This window comes from Ochrobactrum sp. 19YEA23, from assembly GCF_029909865.1.
GTDB lineage: Bacteria > Pseudomonadota > Alphaproteobacteria > Rhizobiales > Rhizobiaceae > Brucella > Brucella gambitense.
The window spans coordinates 62,939-78,032 of the sequence record NZ_JASAMQ010000014.1 but is presented as its reverse complement, the minus strand read 5'-3'; the positions used below and the strand labels follow the sequence as shown (position 1 = coordinate 78,032).

The following is a 15,094-nucleotide window of genomic DNA, read 5'->3' as shown; positions in this document are numbered from 1 at the left end:
AGCCGGTCTTAACGGCTTCTGTTATGCGTCCGCTCATAGAGCTGACGGACAATGGTGCTCGCAGTCTTTTCGAACAAAAATGGCAAAAATGCATGGATCAAAGCAGCAAAGGCTGCTCCGAACAGCTTGAATGAGAAACGTCCGGCAAAGGCCATATGCTCGAAATAGGTCTCATCAACCGATGCAGGATGTTCGGTAAAAATGCGGGTAATACGCGTGGTCATTGCAAATGCTCCCGTTTGATTGAGAAATTCTTTCTCTTTTGCCCAGCGCTGAAGCGCCCTTCTGGAAAATCATTTTAGCAAGAATGAGAAAGATGAAATCTCAAAATGTTCTTGAAATCTGCATAAAGTTGGGACAATCATCCCACTATGATCGCTTCACTGGACGAGATAGACCGCAAAATATTGGGAGAACTGCAAATTGACGGTACCCTGTCCGTTGATTCTCTGTCAGAACGCGTGAACCTTTCGCGCAATGCCTGCTGGCGGCGGGTGAAGCGCATGGAGGAAGAGGGCATCATCAAGGCGCGTGTCGCGCTGGTGGATGCCGAGATGGTGGGCTGCGGCCTGTCCGTGTTCATTCTGGTGCGCACATCCAGCCATGATCCGCAATGGCTGTCGAAATTCCGCAATGCGACCGCGCGGTTTCCGGAAATCGTCGGCGTCTATCGCATGACCGGCGATCTGGATTACGTGCTGAAAGCGCGTGTCGCCGATGTGAAGGCCTATGACCGCCTCTACCAGCAGCTGATCGCCAGCGTTCCCCTGTCGGATGTTTCAGCCTCCTTCGTGATGGAGGAAATCAAGGAAACCACCTCCGTCCCACTCGACATGCGCTAAAACATTTGCTTCTCCCGACGGCATGCCTACATGCCCAAACGAGCGCATTCTCGTTGATGGCGCATTGGCGAAAGGAAACCTCGTGAAAAGGTTTGATGGAAAGCGGGTGCTCATCACGGGCGGAACGAGCGGTATGGGGCTGGCCGGCGCCCGCCGTATCATTGCTGAAGGCGGAACGACCGTCATCACGGGACTGAATGACGAGCGCCTCGCCTCGGCAGCGCAGGAACTGGGCGACAAGGCGCAGGTGTTGAAAAATGATGCCGCCGATCCGGTCTCGGCAGAAGCGCTGGCTGCGGCCATTCGCTCGAAGGGCGGACTGGACGGGCTGTGGCTGAACGCAGCCTTCGCAACCATCGGCGCACCGGAAAAGATCACAGCAGCAGCCTTCGATGACATGATGGCCGCCAATGTGCGGGGGCCGGTTCTCCAGCTTGCAAGCCTGTCCGATCTTCTCAATCCCGGTTGCTCGGTGGTTCTAACCTCCTCCAGCTCAACATATGAAGGTGCTGCGGCGACAAGCCTCTATGCGGCCACCAAGGGTGCGGTTGTCGCGATGGCGCGATCCTGGGCTTCGGCGCTGGCCCCGCGCGGCATCCGGGTCAACGTTCTGGTCCCCGGTCCAATCGAAACCAATTTCCGGCATTTTCTGCCCGAGGAAGCCCGCACAGGTTTCGAGCGTTTCGTGCTGGATCAGGTCCCGCTCGGTCGCGCTGGCACCGCGGACGAGGCTGCAGCAGTGGCGCTGTTTCTGCTTTCCGACGATGCATCCTATGTGACGGGCAGTCAATATGCTGTGGATGGCGGCCTCATCATGCACTGACGGGGAGCACTCCATCCGGTAAAAACATGATCCTGTGCCGTACTATCATTGCAAAACGCCAAATAGGCGGTACACCTTTGGTCTGTTTTCACGTATGAGCGTCGCCAATTTGAATCCCCGCAGGAAAGGCTCCCTCATGACCGCAGCATCCGCTCAAGCACCAACGCTCGGTATCATTCGCCTCGAACATGCGAATGGCCTTGATCTCCCAGCCTATGAGACCCCCGGTTCTGCAGGCATGGACCTGCGTGCAGCCGTCGCCGAAGACCGGCAGATCGTGCTGTTGCCCGGCCGCCGTACGCTGGTGCCGACCGGCCTGATCTTCGAGATCCCGGAAGGCTATGAAGTGCAGATTCGTCCGCGCTCCGGCCTCGCCTTCAAAAACGGCATCACCTGCCTCAACACGCCGGGAACCATCGATTCCGATTATCGCGGCGAAGTGAAGGTTCTGCTGGTCAATCTGGGTGACGATGATTTCCGCATCGAACGCGGCATGCGCATCGCACAGGCGGTCTTTGCACCGGTGGTGCAGCCGAAGATCGAGGAACGCGCCGAAGTGACCGAAACCGCACGCGGCGCTGGCGGCTTCGGTTCGACCGGCACAGCCTGATCGAGCCAGAAAAGACGATAGAAAAAGCCCGGCTACATGCCCGGCTTTTTTTGTCTGGGGTTTACTGTGTCAGCACCGCCTGTTGGCAGAGCACACCCGTAACCTGCACATCGGCTTGACCCAACTTCACGCCGAGGAGGTCCAGAAGACCAAACAGTAGATTGTCGAGAAGTGCGGAAACCGGCGACAACAAGGTGCCCAGCAGGGTAAAGAGGCCAGTCAAGTCCAGATCGATGCCGATCAGATTGACATCGACGCTCATGTTGGAGAGCAGTGACGATGTGAGGCCGCCAAGCAGCTTTGAAGAACTTGCGGTCTGGATTTTCTTGTTCTGTATATCGGCATAACTGAAGGACAATGTTCGCTGCGTATCATCACCCAACGCGATGGCAGCCTTTGCATTTACAGCAGCCACCGAAAGCCCAAGTACTTTGAGCTGGGCGATCGTAAAGTTTGTGACTGCCGGCTTCTTGTTGAGATTTTTGAAGTCAGGATCGCTTAGATTTCCCAGATAAACCCCGGCAATTCCGGTTGTCACGCCGATACCGACTTTGGCGCTTTGGGGTCCCGCCGGGCAGCTTACGCTTTTCAGCTCTCCCTCTGCTGAAGCCACGTCAACGTAGATCGGTAATTTCAAATCCCCGAGCGTAACAAGCCCGAGAATTGAGCTATTTAGCAAACCCACATAGAGCGATATTCTGATCTGGGCGGTGCGAACGAGAGAACCGACAGCGCCGACCCTGAAGAACGGCGTCGATTGTGCCGGTTCGCCAATAGCAATTTTGACAATAACAGTGGCCAGCCCACCAAGATTGAGCCCTGTTCCGAGTTCAATCTGGTGCTTGCCACCCAATATTGCGGATGCGGTGACAAGCTGCAAAACATTGGCCGTGATGCTGTAATTACCAGCAGACCCGATGCTGGCATTTGCCAGCGAACCCAGCCCCAAAAGCTTGCCAACAGGCAATTTGGTGGCAAGTGCGGCTGCGTCTTTTCCCAAAAGGTTAAGTGCGGCCTTGGCCGTCGCATTGTTGGTCACGACATCAGCCATCACCTTTGCCAGCACACCCACCGACACATTTGTATTCAACAGCTGATCGTAGGTCCCAGCCGTCAGGCCAACCTGCGGAGCAAGCTTGTCGAGAAAGCCAAGCAGGTTGATATCGGTAGCGGCAAGGGCGTTATAATCCACCAGTTTGAGATTGAGAGACGTGCCCAGCAAACCGCCAAGAAGGCCGTTCAACGCGCTTTCACTCGTATTGAGGCTCGCCAGTCGCGAGCCGATGGAAAAGGCCGCTTCCGCGTGTGAAGCGGCCATACCGCTCGCACTCACCGCAGGGCGGTCCATCAGCGCCTGGCCGAAATAGAGATTGCCGGGTTTCGCCAGCGTCACCCGCACGGCGTCAGGACTTATTCCGCCCGCCACGAATCGCGACCCCACAGCCACCGATTTATCGGCAGTGTAGTTGCCGGTCTCCACCCAGACACGTGTGAGATTATCCGTCTTGCCCTTGACCACGGACGGATCGTAGGTGCCCGTCATGATGACGGGATTAAGCCCATTGGCCAGCAATTGCTTTTTGACGGCGTCGCTGGCGGTTCCAATCGCGCTTGCACCACTGATTGCGGCCAGATCGGCCATGTTTTGCAATTGCCGCCGCTCCAGATAGAGCGAGCTTGAATCGATGGTGAGTGCAGCAATCGCCAGAAGTATAGGCGCGACAAGGGCCGCCATCGTGGCCAGATTGCCGTTGCGCGCCTGAAGAAAACGTAAGGCCCCCGCCCACATCTCATGTTCCTCCGAGCCGAATCGTCGAAGCACGCGTGATCGTCTTGCCGGGTAGCGGCAATCCGGTCAGCAAATTCCAGATCGGCAGATTGGCCGCGTTATAGCTGATCGTAACTGTGAACTGGCTTGGATCCGACGACGCATTATCAATCGTGGCTTTCACCTGCGTCGCATTGATCAGCGTGTATTTGGCCGCGTTTTTCTGAATGTAAGTCGTGGCAAGCGTCTGCCGTTCCGTCGCGTCGATGCCCGCAAGCGCCGTGCGCGTCGCGTCCGCAGCAAGTTGCTGCACCGCATTTGCCGCCCCCAGATAGATGCCGAAGGCGATGACGCCCATCAGCAGGAGAAGAAAAACCGGCGCCAAGATGGCAAATTCAACTGCTGCAGTTCCAGATTTATTGCTGGAGAAAACAACAGTCGATTTTAAACTTTCAGAAAGCCGTATTCTTCTTTTCAATAAGGGGGAATTAATCGACTTAAGTGTGTCCCCGCAGTCCATATGCCCTCCCGTCCAAGAGCAGATAAACTTGATTGTATATACATTACGAATGAACGTGCTTCATGCACGCGCATTCAACTGTTCACCAGATGAAATGCGTTCGATTTTATTGTAATAATTACTCATGATATCGCCGTCGACACCATATCAACATAAAATAATTTAATAAAAGCTAAATAGCTAGAAGCAGCATCACCTTATTCAACTCAAGGTAAATTATAACTAGAGGTTGCATAGGAAGTTATTTAAACAAGTGGCAATCCTTGTCTTCCGGCATCTTTCCCCAACGCTTGCACTCTCCACGTCCGCCAGCTGCGTAACATCAGCAATGGCTGGTTGCATGACAAATATTTAAGATGAAATCTTGAGTACGAGAGTTTAGATACCCCCAAGCACCAACTTGTTGGGAGCAATGCCGGTGCGCAGCGATTATCGAGCGCGGCGGTTCCAGGGACAAAAATGACTTCCCGCGTGAGTGGGACTTCAGGAATTCAGGGGGTTATCGTTGCGCACATCTTCCGCTTCATCGGGTTCTGGCCAGAAGGCTGCATCGTCACAAAAACGCGTATCCGCGAGACGTCGTCGCTGGTGGCTGTGGCTGCCCGCTGCGGCAATTGCCGCAGGCGCTGGCTGGTATTTCTATGATGCACGGGCGGCTGTGAACGAAAAGGGCAGCTATCTCGCTGAAACGGTGATGCGTGGCGATATCGAGAACGCCATCACCGCCGTTGGCACACTCAGTGCCCTGCGCAGCATCAATGTCGGCGCACAGGTCTCGGGCCAGCTCAAAGCCGTGAAGGTGGAAATCGGCGATCAGGTCAAGGAAGGCCAGTTCATCGCCGAAATCGATCCCTCTCCTTTCGAAAAGAAAGTCGAGATTGCCAGCGCGCAGCTCGACAACCTCAAGGCCCAGCTTCTCAGCAAGGAAGCCCAGCTTACGCTGAAAAAGCTCAGTGCGGCGCGGCAAAAATCCCTGCTTGCCACCCAAGGCGTTTCCCAATCGACGGTCGATCAGGCCGAAGCGGACCTTGCCATAGCGGATGCGGATGTGAAGGCGCTTGGCGCGCAGATACGCCAGCAGCAGTCGCAATTGGCCAGCGACACGGTTGATCTCGGCTATACCAAGATCAACAGCCCCATGGAGGGCACGGTCGTCGACCAGGCCGCCAAGGAAGGCGAAACGCTGAACGCGTCGCAGACGGCACCAACCGTCGTGACGGTTGCCGATCTCAAGGTCATGACGGTCGAAGCGCAGGTGTCCGAAGCCGATATTTCCAAGCTAACGCCCGGCATGGAGGTCTATTTCACCCTGCTCGGCCAGCCGGAAAAGCGATTCGCAGGCACGCTGCGCCAGATCAAGCCGACACCGGCCACCGAAAACAATGTCGTGCTTTACTATGCGCTGTTCGATGTGCCGAACCCAACCGGCGAACTCATGATCAATATGAGTGCGCAGGTCTATTTCGTGATCGATTCGGCCAAGGATGTGCTGCTCGTTCCCACCTCGGCGCTCAGCTTCAAGCGCCGCGATCCGTCTGGCAACCCGGAAGGCCAGCAAGCCGAACGCCCGCAGGGACAGCGCAACGGACCGGGCAATGGCGACCGCCCGCGTGATGGACAGCATCGTGGAAAACCGCAAGTCACCGTCGAGGTCGTTGATGCAAGCGGTGCGCTCACCGAACGCACGATTGAAATCGGCGTGCGCAACCGTGTGCAGGCCGAAGTGAAAAGCGGCTTGGAAGAAGGCGACAAGGTGGTCGTTACCAGCGCTTCCGGCGCCGCACCGGGTGGAAACGCCAACGCACGTGGCGGTCGTCGCCCCGGCGGCATGTCCTTCTTCTGATGGCTGCGCCCATGCAAGACGCGCCCCTCATCCGGCTTGAAAGTATCAGCAAGACCTATCACAACGGCGACCTCGCCGTTGAGGTACTGCATGGTATCAGCCTCGACATCCATGCAGGCGAATTCGTCGCCATCATGGGTGCATCGGGCTCAGGCAAATCCACCCTCATGAATATTCTGGGCTGCCTAGACAGCCCGACCAGCGGGCAATACCGGCTCGACGGTGAGGATGTCTCGACACTTGATGCCGACGCACTGGCTGCCCTGCGCCGTCGCACATTCGGCTTCGTCTTCCAGAGCTATAATCTGATCTCGACTTCAACCGCACAGGAAAATGTCGAGGTTCCGGCAATCTATGCCGGAATGCCCGCTGCCGAGCGTCAGGAGCGCGCCGCCGAACTGTTGAACTCGCTGAAGCTCGGTGACCGTATCGACCATCGCCCCAACCAGCTGTCAGGCGGCCAGCAGCAGCGTGTTTCCATTGCGCGCGCACTGATGAATGGCGGGCGTATTATTCTCGCGGACGAGCCGACAGGCGCGCTCGACAGCCAGAGCGGCGAGGATGTGATGGAACTGCTGCGCTCCATGCACAAGCAGGGCCACACCATCATCGTCATTACCCATGCCCGTGAAGTCGCGGAGCGCGCAGACCGACTGATCGAGATCAAGGATGGCGAAATCCTTTCCGATACGACCAAGCGCGATATTCCGGACCGACAGGCCCCGCAGCGCTTGCAGCAGGCGGGCGACGGACATGCAGCGCGCATTGCCGATATTTCGGAAGCGGTGAAGATGGCCATGCGTGCCTTGCGGGCCAATATTTTCCGCACCGTGCTGACGCTTCTCGGCATCATCATCGGCGTCAGTTCGGTGGTGACGATGCTGGCCATTGGCACCGGGGCGCAGAACTCGATCCTCGACCGCATCAATGCCATGGGCACCGATCTGGTGCTGGTGCGCCCGTCTATGCCCGGCTTTCGCGGGGGCAGTATTGCAACGCTTGTGCCAGCGGACGCCGATGCGATTCTTGAACTGCCGAATATCAAATCGGCGGTGCCGGAGGTGACGGGCACGGTCACGCTCAGGCGCGGCAATGTCGACTATCAGTCGCAGGCCAACGGCACCGTTCCGGCTTTCTCGGAAGCCAAATCCTGGAAGCTCGCGACGGGCGACTTCATCACGCAAAACGATATAACGTCCTATGCGCCGGTGGCCGTGCTCGGAGCCACTGTGGTCAAGACGCTGTTTCCGGATGGCAGCAACCCGATCGGGCAACATATTCTGATTCAGAAAATCCCGTTCCAGGTCATCGGTACGCTGGAGCCGAAAGGTGCGGGCTTTGGCGGCACCGATCAGGATGATGTGGTCATCGTTCCGCTTTCGACCGGCAATCTGCGCCTGTTCGGCCAGAAATACGTGCGCACCATCACCGTGCAGGTAAAGGATTCGGATCTGATCAACACAACGCAGGAACAGATTCAGGATCTGCTCGACCAGCGCCACAAGCAGCGCGACACGATGATCACCAACATGTCGTCGGTCCGCGATGATGCGGCGGCCATGGGCAGCACCATGACGCTGTTTTTGGGATCCGTCGCCGCCATCTCGCTTCTGGTCGGAGGTATCGGCGTAATGAACATCATGCTGGTCAGCGTGACGGAGCGTACACGCGAAATCGGCGTGCGCATGGCAACTGGCGCACGGCGAGGCGATATCCTCCTGCAATTCATCACGGAAGCGCTCACCGTCTCGGCTATTGGCGGCGCTTTCGGCGTGGTCATCGGCCTTGGAGCTGCTGCCATTGCTGGCTGGGCAGGACTTTCGGTCGGCTATAGCATCGGCCCGGTTCTGTTGGCTTTCGCCTGCGCCTTCGCAACCGGTCTGGTCTTCGGCTTTCTACCGGCCCGCAAGGCATCGCGGCTGCTTCCTGCCGTGGCGCTGTCGTCGGAATAGGACAAACAAAAAGCCGGTCTGGAGAGAACCAGACCGGCTTTGCTATAATCGATAATCCTGGCTGTTTTACTTGAACAGCATTGGCAAGCTGATCGATTTGCGCGGCTCTGCCAGTGCGGGCGGAGGTGCTGGCACAGGCGAAGCACGACGCACGGCTTCCAGCGCCAGTTGGTCAACCGCTGGATCGCCAGACGAACCAGCCACGCGGGCCGACAACACGTTGCCGGAAGGATCGATCACAAATGCCACCGTCACCAGCCCCTTGGCGTTGCGCATTTTGCGCTGCAAGTAACGAGCATTGCGGTTCATGTGAGAAAAAAGCTTCGACTTCCATTTGTCTGAGCTTACGCCAGCCGACGCGTTGTTTTGACCACGGCGGTTTGCAGCGGCACGCGGACCATTATCGGCATCCATGCGCGGTGCGCTCGCCTGTCGGGTTTCTTCAGCCTTTTCAGCCTTCTTGGGCTTCGGCTTCTCAACCTTTTGCGGCTTCGGCTTTTCGACCTTTTTGGGTTCCGGCTTTGGCTCTGGCTTCGGCTCAGGCTTTGGTTCCGGCTTTTCAACTGGCAAAGGCACGGCCACTTCCGGCTTTTCAGCCTCGACCACATCCGGAATGATCTCTTCCGGCTTCTCCTGAACTTCCGGCTCCGGCTGTGGCTCGGGTTCCGGCGGCGTCACCTGTTCTGGCTCCGGAGGTGTCGGTTCTTCAGGCTGCGGTTCCGGCTGAACAACCGGCTCAGGCTCGACTTCCTTGGGAGCTTCCGCCGTTTCCGGCTGCGCTTCGTCGGCAACCTGTTCTTCCATCGGAGCCATAGGCTCCGGCGCAAGCTCGACCACCATGGCCGCGACTTGTCCGCCATCCGGCTGATCTTCTTCCTGCGCCAGATGAATGGCGTAGGCTCCAGCGGCATGCACAGTCAGCACAAGAATGCCCGCGCCGATCCAGCGTCCCGCATCATGCCAGAAGGAATGATGATGGGCGTCGGCAGAAGCCACCTTCACGGGAGGATGATCGGGCGGAAGTGCATTCATTGGGCAGCTCCGGGGGCAGCTCCGGGTGCGGTTCCCGCCGGGGCGGGCGTCTGAGCTGGCGCTTGCGCAGGGGTTGACGCCGGTGCCGATGCACCAACGGTTTCGAGGCCGACCAGCGCAATCTTGAGATAACCCGCTTCACGCAGCGAATTCATGATGCGCATCAGTTCTTCATACGGAACGGCTTTGTCAGCCCGCAGGAAAATGCGCGTTTCCTTGTTTTTCTCGGACAGGCCGTCCAGCGCAGCGCCCAGACGCTCGCGGGCAACGACATCATTGCCCACGCTGATGCTCAGATCGTCCTTCAACGTCACATAAAGCGGCTTGTCGGGACGCGGCGCAGCAGCGGCGGTCGACGCTGGCAGGTCGACCTTCACATCCACGGTCGCAAGCGGCGCTGCCACCATGAAGATGATCAGCAGAACCAGCATGACGTCGATGAAGGGCGTTACATTGATCTCGTGATTAAGCTCGAGATCGTCACCACCGCCTTCGCGAATTTTACTCGCCATGACGCCTACTCCGCTGCGTGCAGCGTGCCTTCACGCACGCCGGCTGCCCTGAAGTCCAGATCGCGGCTGACCAGACGTTCAACGCCTGCCGATGCGTCGGCCAAAAGCGAACGATAGCCAGTGATCGCACGGGCAAAGACGTTGTAGATCACAACCGCCGGAATAGCGGCCACAAGGCCAATAGCGGTGGCCAGCAGCGCTTCAGCAATACCGGGAGCCACGACAGCCAGATTGGTCGTCTGCGCTTCACTGATATTGATGAACGAATTCATGATGCCCCAGACGGTGCCAAACAGACCGACAAACGGTCCGATGGAGCCGATGGTGGCCAGAATGCCGGTGCCCTTGGACAGGCGACGGCCAGCCTTGGCTTCGATGCGTGACAGGCGCGACGAAACGCGTTCCTTGAGGCCCTCGCCTCCAGCGCGTGCCAGTGCAGGGGTGGAGAGACGAACCTCATCTTCGGCGGCGCGCACCATGATGGCGCCCGGGCCTTTGACGCCATCAAGCGCGCGGACAGCATCGACAAGCGTTGCGGAATGACCGATGGTCTTCAGCGCCTTGTTGGCGCGGCGGCGCGCACCCGCCAGTTCGAGCGACTTGGCGACCCAGATGGTCCATGTTGCGAGCGAGGCAAGACCGAGACCGATCATCACCGCCTTCACAATCCAGTCGGCAGCCATGAACATGCCCCATGGCGACAGGTCATGCGGAAGGCTGGCGTCTCTTTCTTCGGCTGCGGGCTGGCCAGCGATGACGGGCTGCGGCTCTGCCTGTGGGGCCGGAGTTGAAGCGGGAGCCTGCGGCTGTTGCTCTACAGGCGCTGGCTGTGCTGCCGGAGCGGATGGCGCTGGCTGGGCAGCAGGAGCCGCTGAAGGATTGGGCTGCGTCGCCTCTTGAGCCAATGCCGGACCAACGCCCAGCAAGACAATGCCCATCGCCGCAGCCATGAAGCCCTTCCGACAGAAACCAGTCATCTTGATCGCCTTTTGATTGTTCAACTCGGGCGCCAAGGACGACCCATCACGCAGGCCGTGGCGCTGCTTGTTAGCCTCTTTTTAACCCCCAATAATATGATGATGCAAGTCATGTTTTGTTGTGGCTGCCTTTTTCTGCAACCTTTTGGGTAAGCGCGGCCTGTCAAACCCCTTATAAATAGCTGTTGCATAATGCGGGCAAATCAGACCTGATGATCGCGTCGGAAGCGTTCATCTCCCTCAGGAGACGTATGGACCGGCAGGAGGAGCATGCACATGATGCACAAAGACATTCAGGCACTCGAACATGCGGCAAGAACCGCCATGGCGGGCAATGATGATCCGCTGCCGGCTCCGCAGCGCGCGCTGAAACCAGCCCATGTCGGCCTTGCCTTTCTCATGATCGCTGGCGCGGCCTATCTGTTTCTCGTCTGACACTGTCTGACTCGCCTCGATGAGCGCGAACGGACCTTGTTCTAAACAAGGCCTGCGGTGGACTTGCCCGTTTACCATGACGCATAAGAAGTGGCGCGCGGCGTTGCCGCGATTGGCTATTGCGTGCAACCATTGGTGACGAAAAGCGTTGTTACAACGACAATCCGTTATGACAGGAGGCCAGATATGGCGCGTGCATCCGCGAAGACGAGCAAGATCGAAGAAAAGATCGAGGAAGCGTTGACCGATTCGACGACCGAAGACTTGCAGACGCAGGTTGAGCAGTTGAAGGAAGACATCGCAGCCATCGCAGCGACACTCGCCAATCTTGGCAACCAGACCGTCCGCGATGCCAAGCGCAGCGCGAAAGAAACCTATAAGAGCGCCTATCTGCAAGGCGGCGATGTCGTCGACGAGTTGTGCAACAAGGCGCAGGATCTGGAAGCGCAATTGACAGCAACCGTGCGTGAGCGTCCGATCACTTCGCTTGCGACCGCGCTCGGTATTGGCTATCTGCTCGCCCTTCTTTCCCGCCGCTGAGGCGTCCCATGCTTAAAGCTTTGGCCCCCATACTGACCGCGCTGGCTGGCGAGGAAGTGAAATTCGCCGTCAGTCAGACGCGACGTGCAGCAATTTTCGGCGTGGCGATTGCCATCTTTGGCATCATCACAGTCACATTTCTCTGTGTCGCCGCCTTCCTTGCGCTCGCGCAGGCCTATGGCGGTCCGCTCGCCGCGCTGATTCTCGCCGCGATTTCGTTGATTCTGGCGCTGCTCGTTCTTGCTGTTCTGAAAATTCAGGCAGCAGCGGAGGCCAAGAAGCGCAAGCAGCGGATCGAAGCCGACAAGTCGGCAATGATGGCGACAGCCGCACTCGCGACGATCCCTTCGATCCTGAAGCGGCCAATCCTCGCGGCAGCCCTGCCGCTGGCAGGCATCGCATTGGTATCGCTGCTTTCGGACAAGAAGAAGCGCCCGCCCAAGGCCTGACAAAAGCGCTATGAATAATAAAAAACACCGGAACCCGTTCCGGTGTTTTTCTGTTTTCGACAGGAGTTCTTTTTACTGCGCGGCTGCGTCGGTGCTATCCACCAGCGAGGCCAGACGTACCGATACGCGTGACCCACGCCGACCCTCCGCCTCACCATAGACCGGCTTTTCACCAAACTGCATGCAAAGCTGCTCTACCACCAGCGTGCCGAGACCATTCTTGTCGCCTGGCTTGGCAGCGCCTTCCGCTCCCCAGCCTACACCATCATCTTCCACCGCCAGAACAGGCACACCATCCGTATCCGCCTGGAAACTGACGGAAATCTGTCCACCCGGTCGGCCCTTGAAAGCATGTTTGATGGCGTTGGTAACCAGCTCGCCGACAATGATCCCTATGGTCGTCACATCGCGGGCCTTCAGGTCGAGCTGCTCGAAATTCGTCACGATCTCGATCTGGCGGTCCTGACCGATGGCATTGCGGATATCATTGACAACCGTGGTCAGAAACTCGTCAACGCGGGCGGTTTCCATGTCTTCGCCCAATCGCAAGCGCCGATGAGCCGTCGAAACCGTCTGAACCCGGTCACGCGCTGCCGAAAGCGCCTCGCGCGCATCTTCGCTGCGCGCCTGCCGCATCTGCAAACCCAGCAGTGACGAAACCGTGGCCAGAGAATTGCCGATACGATGGTTGGTGTCCTGAAGCAGAAGCTCGACGCGATAACGCTCGCGCTCCGCGATTCGACGCTCTTCCTCCAGCTCGGCCGTGCGTTCGCGAACCCGCTGTTCGAGAATCTCGTTTTCAGACCGAAGCGCCGTCTGACCTTCGAACATGGTGCGCGCATAACGCTGCACACGGCTGAAAAGAAGCCAGCCCAGCACTGCCGCCGAAGCCAGCGCCACGATGGATGTCGCCGTCATCCAGTAGCGCATGCGGTTGATACGATCATTGCGCTCGGCGAGCTGCTTTTCTTCCACATCGATGAAGTCGGACACCGTGGTGGACAGTTGGTCCATCAGGGCCTTGCCTTCGTCGCTGCGCACCCGCTCCATCGCGGCTGCGATATTGCCGGACGACGCCAATTCCACCGTTTCGCGGACATCCGCCTCTTCCCGCTCGATCAGGGCACGAATCTGTTTCACCCGCGCATCCTGCAACGGATTGGGACCCGATAGCGCCTCCAGATCGGTCAAAGTCTGATCGACGGACAGAATCGAATTGCGGTAGAGATCGAGATGCGCCTCATCCAGGGTCAGAAGATAGCCGCGACGGCTCATCTCGATGTTGTTGGCCAGCCGCGCAACCTTGTCCACCTGCTGGCGCAGTGAATAATTGCGAGAAATATCAACAACCTGATGTGTAACGCTTGATGAAAGAAACAGCGTCATCACAGCCGAGAGCAGCACAAGTCCGAGTGAGACGATAACCGCAATCGGTTTCGGCGAAGATTGAAGCAATCTCTGCAACAAGGGTGATGGCAAAACGCGCCCCAATACAAATTGATGACCCACCTCTGATAGCAAATATCAGTGGCGGCTAACCTTCAAGTGGTTGGAGCAAAAAACTGTCATTGCGAGCAAAAATAAATGTCGCGGGAGGGCGGCATCGGGTCTTTAAAGCCAAAATGGCACACAAATAAGTGCGCGCTTGAAGAAGTCCCGGTCCCTTGTGTCGGGACCAGGCCCTAACCTTTTGTTTGAAACGCATTTTTGTACTGCCGGATCAAATCGTCCGGCAGCAAGATGCGCTACGCAAAACTTCTCAGGGTGACGCGAGACGAATCCGCATCGGGGCCATAATCGCCTTCACCGTCGATCTTGAGGATTTCCTGAAGACGGGTCCGCGCGCGGCTGACACGGCTTTTGATCGTGCCGACAGCGCAACCGCAAATCTCCGCCGCTTCTTCATAAGCAAAGCCTGAAGCGCCGATCAGAATGATCGCTTCGCGCTGATCGTCGGGCAATTGCTCCAGAGCCGCTCGAAAATCCTGAAGGTCGAGCATACCATATTGCGAAGGATGCACGGCGAGCTGTTCGCTGAATACGCCATCCGTATCCTGCACTTCGCGTCCGCGCTTGCGCATCTGGGTGTAGAATTCATTGCGCAGGATGGTGAAGAGCCAGGCCTTCATATTGGTGCCCATCTCGAAGGTTTCCTGTTTGGCCCAGGCCTTCATGATGGTGTCCTGCACCAGATCGTCCGCCTTGTCATGCTGACCAATCAGCGACACGGCAAACGCACGCAAGCTCGGCAACGAAGCCAGAAGCTCGCGCTTGAACTGCGCCCCCTGCGGACCCTCATGCTGGGTCCCCTGCGGGGCATTGCCATCAACCGACGGACCGGGTGCTCTGTCCACGCATACTCTCCTGTTCAGCCTGATCGAGTTTTTCGAGAAGATCGAGAAAACGGTCCGGGATCGTCTCATCTTGAATCGAGGCGTATAACGCCTTGAGTTTCAATCCGACTTCACAATTGGGTCCTAATATGTCCTTCGGGACGCGCCGCGATACTGTGGCGCCATTCGTATGAAGGTTATCTTTTTCTGTCATATTCTATCGTTCTAGGCGGTGAGCCCTGTCCTGTTTGTTACAAAGCTTCTGTTGGACGGGGAATGCACCAGCCCCAGGAAAGTTCCCGAAATTATGCCGTCACTTCGGAACTTTTTTCAAGCGGCATCGTTGTTGTCCGTAATGCCGCGCCCGATTGCGTGATGATCGCGCTTGACCAAACGCTGGTTCAAGACGGTTATTCCAGCCGGATTCATACGAATGTAAAACAAGGCGGCAGATGAGG

At 57.6% G+C, this 15,094-nt stretch carries 18 protein-coding genes; 9 read left to right on the top strand and 9 right to left on the bottom strand.

Annotation, left to right across the window (positions count from 1 at the left end):
- Window positions 1-8 precede the first annotated feature (8 nt).
- Window positions 9-224, bottom strand: a complete 216-nt coding sequence (locus QBD01_RS23680; RefSeq protein ID WP_280994781.1) for a DUF6356 family protein — start codon at window positions 222-224, stop codon at window positions 9-11.
- A 147-nt stretch (window positions 225-371) separates the two neighbouring features.
- On the opposite strand from QBD01_RS23680, the gene QBD01_RS23675 reads away from it, so the two are divergent.
- The 3 genes from QBD01_RS23675 to dut all read left to right on the top strand — a co-directional run bounded on the left by QBD01_RS23675 (window position 372) and on the right by dut (window position 2,275).
- Window positions 372-842 (top strand): Lrp/AsnC family transcriptional regulator, encoded by a 471-nt coding sequence (locus QBD01_RS23675; RefSeq protein ID WP_280994780.1) that lies wholly within the window; start codon window positions 372-374, stop codon window positions 840-842.
- A gap of 82 nt (window positions 843-924) precedes the next feature.
- A complete protein-coding gene (locus QBD01_RS23670) occupies window positions 925-1,665 on the top strand; it encodes an SDR family oxidoreductase (protein ID WP_280994779.1) in 741 nt (246 codons plus the stop codon).
- Between the two features lie 136 nt (window positions 1,666-1,801).
- Window positions 1,802-2,275, top strand: a complete 474-nt coding sequence (gene dut, locus QBD01_RS23665) for a dUTP diphosphatase (RefSeq protein WP_182521638.1) — start codon at window positions 1,802-1,804, stop codon at window positions 2,273-2,275.
- A 61-nt stretch (window positions 2,276-2,336) separates the two neighbouring features.
- Here the strand turns inward: dut and QBD01_RS23660 are convergent, their stop codons facing one another.
- Together QBD01_RS23660 and QBD01_RS23655 are read right to left on the bottom strand one after the other, a co-directional pair.
- A complete protein-coding gene (locus QBD01_RS23660; RefSeq protein ID WP_280994778.1) occupies window positions 2,337-4,064 on the bottom strand; it encodes a pilus assembly protein TadG-related protein in 1,728 nt (575 codons plus the stop codon).
- Between the two features lies 1 nt (window position 4,065).
- A complete protein-coding gene (locus QBD01_RS23655; protein WP_280994777.1) occupies window positions 4,066-4,563 on the bottom strand; it encodes a pilus assembly protein in 498 nt (165 codons plus the stop codon).
- A gap of 505 nt (window positions 4,564-5,068) precedes the next feature.
- On the opposite strand from QBD01_RS23655, the gene QBD01_RS23650 reads away from it, so the two are divergent.
- The gene (locus QBD01_RS23650) at window positions 5,069-6,406 is read left to right on the top strand and encodes an efflux RND transporter periplasmic adaptor subunit (RefSeq protein WP_280994776.1); all 1,338 of its coding nucleotides are present in this window, start codon (window positions 5,069-5,071) and stop codon (window positions 6,404-6,406) included.
- Window positions 6,407-6,417: 11 nt separating this feature from the next.
- Entirely contained in the window at window positions 6,418-8,358 is a 1,941-nt protein-coding gene (locus tag QBD01_RS23645; protein ID WP_280994775.1) for a MacB family efflux pump subunit, read from the top strand.
- Window positions 8,359-8,424: 66 nt separating this feature from the next.
- Here QBD01_RS23645 and QBD01_RS23640 read toward each other — a convergent pair whose 3' ends face one another.
- The 3 genes from QBD01_RS23640 to exbB are packed head-to-tail and all read right to left on the bottom strand — an operon-like array spanning window position 8,425 to window position 10,915.
- A complete protein-coding gene (locus QBD01_RS23640) occupies window positions 8,425-9,390 on the bottom strand; it encodes a TonB family protein (protein WP_280994774.1) in 966 nt (321 codons plus the stop codon).
- The gene (gene exbD, locus QBD01_RS23635; protein ID WP_280994773.1) at window positions 9,387-9,902 is read right to left on the bottom strand and encodes a TonB system transport protein ExbD; all 516 of its coding nucleotides are present in this window, start codon (window positions 9,900-9,902) and stop codon (window positions 9,387-9,389) included. The genes QBD01_RS23640 and exbD overlap by 4 nt, the downstream gene beginning before the upstream one ends.
- 5 nt (window positions 9,903-9,907) lie before the next feature.
- Complete coding sequence (gene exbB / locus QBD01_RS23630; protein WP_280994772.1) at window positions 9,908-10,915, bottom strand: tonB-system energizer ExbB; 1,008 nt, start codon at window positions 10,913-10,915, stop codon at window positions 9,908-9,910.
- 240 nt (window positions 10,916-11,155) lie between these two features.
- On the opposite strand from exbB, the gene QBD01_RS23625 reads away from it, so the two are divergent.
- The 3 genes from QBD01_RS23625 (at window position 11,156) to QBD01_RS23615 (ending at window position 12,303) form a co-directional block, all read left to right on the top strand.
- A complete protein-coding gene (locus tag QBD01_RS23625) occupies window positions 11,156-11,314 on the top strand; it encodes a hypothetical protein (protein ID WP_167836095.1) in 159 nt (52 codons plus the stop codon).
- A 186-nt stretch (window positions 11,315-11,500) separates the two neighbouring features.
- Entirely contained in the window at window positions 11,501-11,854 is a 354-nt protein-coding gene (locus QBD01_RS23620; RefSeq protein WP_280994771.1) for a DNA gyrase subunit B, read from the top strand.
- Between the two features lie 8 nt (window positions 11,855-11,862).
- Complete coding sequence (locus tag QBD01_RS23615) at window positions 11,863-12,303, top strand: phage holin family protein (protein ID WP_078339455.1); 441 nt, start codon at window positions 11,863-11,865, stop codon at window positions 12,301-12,303.
- A gap of 72 nt (window positions 12,304-12,375) precedes the next feature.
- Here the strand turns inward: QBD01_RS23615 and QBD01_RS23610 are convergent, their stop codons facing one another.
- The 3 genes from QBD01_RS23610 to QBD01_RS23600 form a co-directional block, all read right to left on the bottom strand.
- Window positions 12,376-13,782, bottom strand: coding sequence for a CHASE3 domain-containing protein (locus QBD01_RS23610; RefSeq protein WP_280994770.1), 1,407 nt, complete (start codon window positions 13,780-13,782; stop codon window positions 12,376-12,378).
- A 266-nt stretch (window positions 13,783-14,048) separates the two neighbouring features.
- Window positions 14,049-14,657 (bottom strand): RNA polymerase sigma factor, encoded by a 609-nt coding sequence (locus QBD01_RS23605; RefSeq protein WP_280994769.1) that lies wholly within the window; start codon window positions 14,655-14,657, stop codon window positions 14,049-14,051.
- Complete coding sequence (locus tag QBD01_RS23600) at window positions 14,629-14,850, bottom strand: NepR family anti-sigma factor (protein ID WP_182521649.1); 222 nt, start codon at window positions 14,848-14,850, stop codon at window positions 14,629-14,631. The genes QBD01_RS23605 and QBD01_RS23600 overlap by 29 nt, the downstream gene beginning before the upstream one ends.
- A gap of 62 nt (window positions 14,851-14,912) precedes the next feature.
- Between QBD01_RS23600 and QBD01_RS23595 the strand changes: the two genes are divergently transcribed.
- Window positions 14,913-15,092, top strand: a complete 180-nt coding sequence (locus tag QBD01_RS23595; protein WP_280994768.1) for a hypothetical protein — start codon at window positions 14,913-14,915, stop codon at window positions 15,090-15,092.
- Window positions 15,093-15,094 lie beyond the last annotated feature (2 nt).

Coding starts and splice junctions, on each gene's coding strand:
- QBD01_RS23680 (WP_280994781.1), bottom strand. CDS start 224: ATGACCACGCGTATTACCCGCATTTTTACCGAACATCCTGCATCGGTT.
- QBD01_RS23675 (WP_280994780.1), top strand. CDS start 372: ATGATCGCTTCACTGGACGAGATAGACCGCAAAATATTGGGAGAACTG.
- dut (WP_182521638.1), top strand. CDS start 1,802: ATGACCGCAGCATCCGCTCAAGCACCAACGCTCGGTATCATTCGCCTC.
- QBD01_RS23660 (WP_280994778.1), bottom strand. CDS start 4,064: ATGTGGGCGGGGGCCTTACGTTTTCTTCAGGCGCGCAACGGCAATCTG.
- QBD01_RS23655 (WP_280994777.1), bottom strand. CDS start 4,563: ATGGACTGCGGGGACACACTTAAGTCGATTAATTCCCCCTTATTGAAA.
- QBD01_RS23645 (WP_280994775.1), top strand. CDS start 6,418: ATGCAAGACGCGCCCCTCATCCGGCTTGAAAGTATCAGCAAGACCTAT.
- QBD01_RS23640 (WP_280994774.1), bottom strand. CDS start 9,390: ATGAATGCACTTCCGCCCGATCATCCTCCCGTGAAGGTGGCTTCTGCC.
- exbD (WP_280994773.1), bottom strand. CDS start 9,902: ATGGCGAGTAAAATTCGCGAAGGCGGTGGTGACGATCTCGAGCTTAAT.
- QBD01_RS23625 (WP_167836095.1), top strand. CDS start 11,156: ATGATGCACAAAGACATTCAGGCACTCGAACATGCGGCAAGAACCGCC.
- QBD01_RS23620 (WP_280994771.1), top strand. CDS start 11,501: ATGGCGCGTGCATCCGCGAAGACGAGCAAGATCGAAGAAAAGATCGAG.
- QBD01_RS23615 (WP_078339455.1), top strand. CDS start 11,863: ATGCTTAAAGCTTTGGCCCCCATACTGACCGCGCTGGCTGGCGAGGAA.
- QBD01_RS23600 (WP_182521649.1), bottom strand. CDS start 14,850: ATGACAGAAAAAGATAACCTTCATACGAATGGCGCCACAGTATCGCGG.
- QBD01_RS23595 (WP_280994768.1), top strand. CDS start 14,913: ATGCACCAGCCCCAGGAAAGTTCCCGAAATTATGCCGTCACTTCGGAA.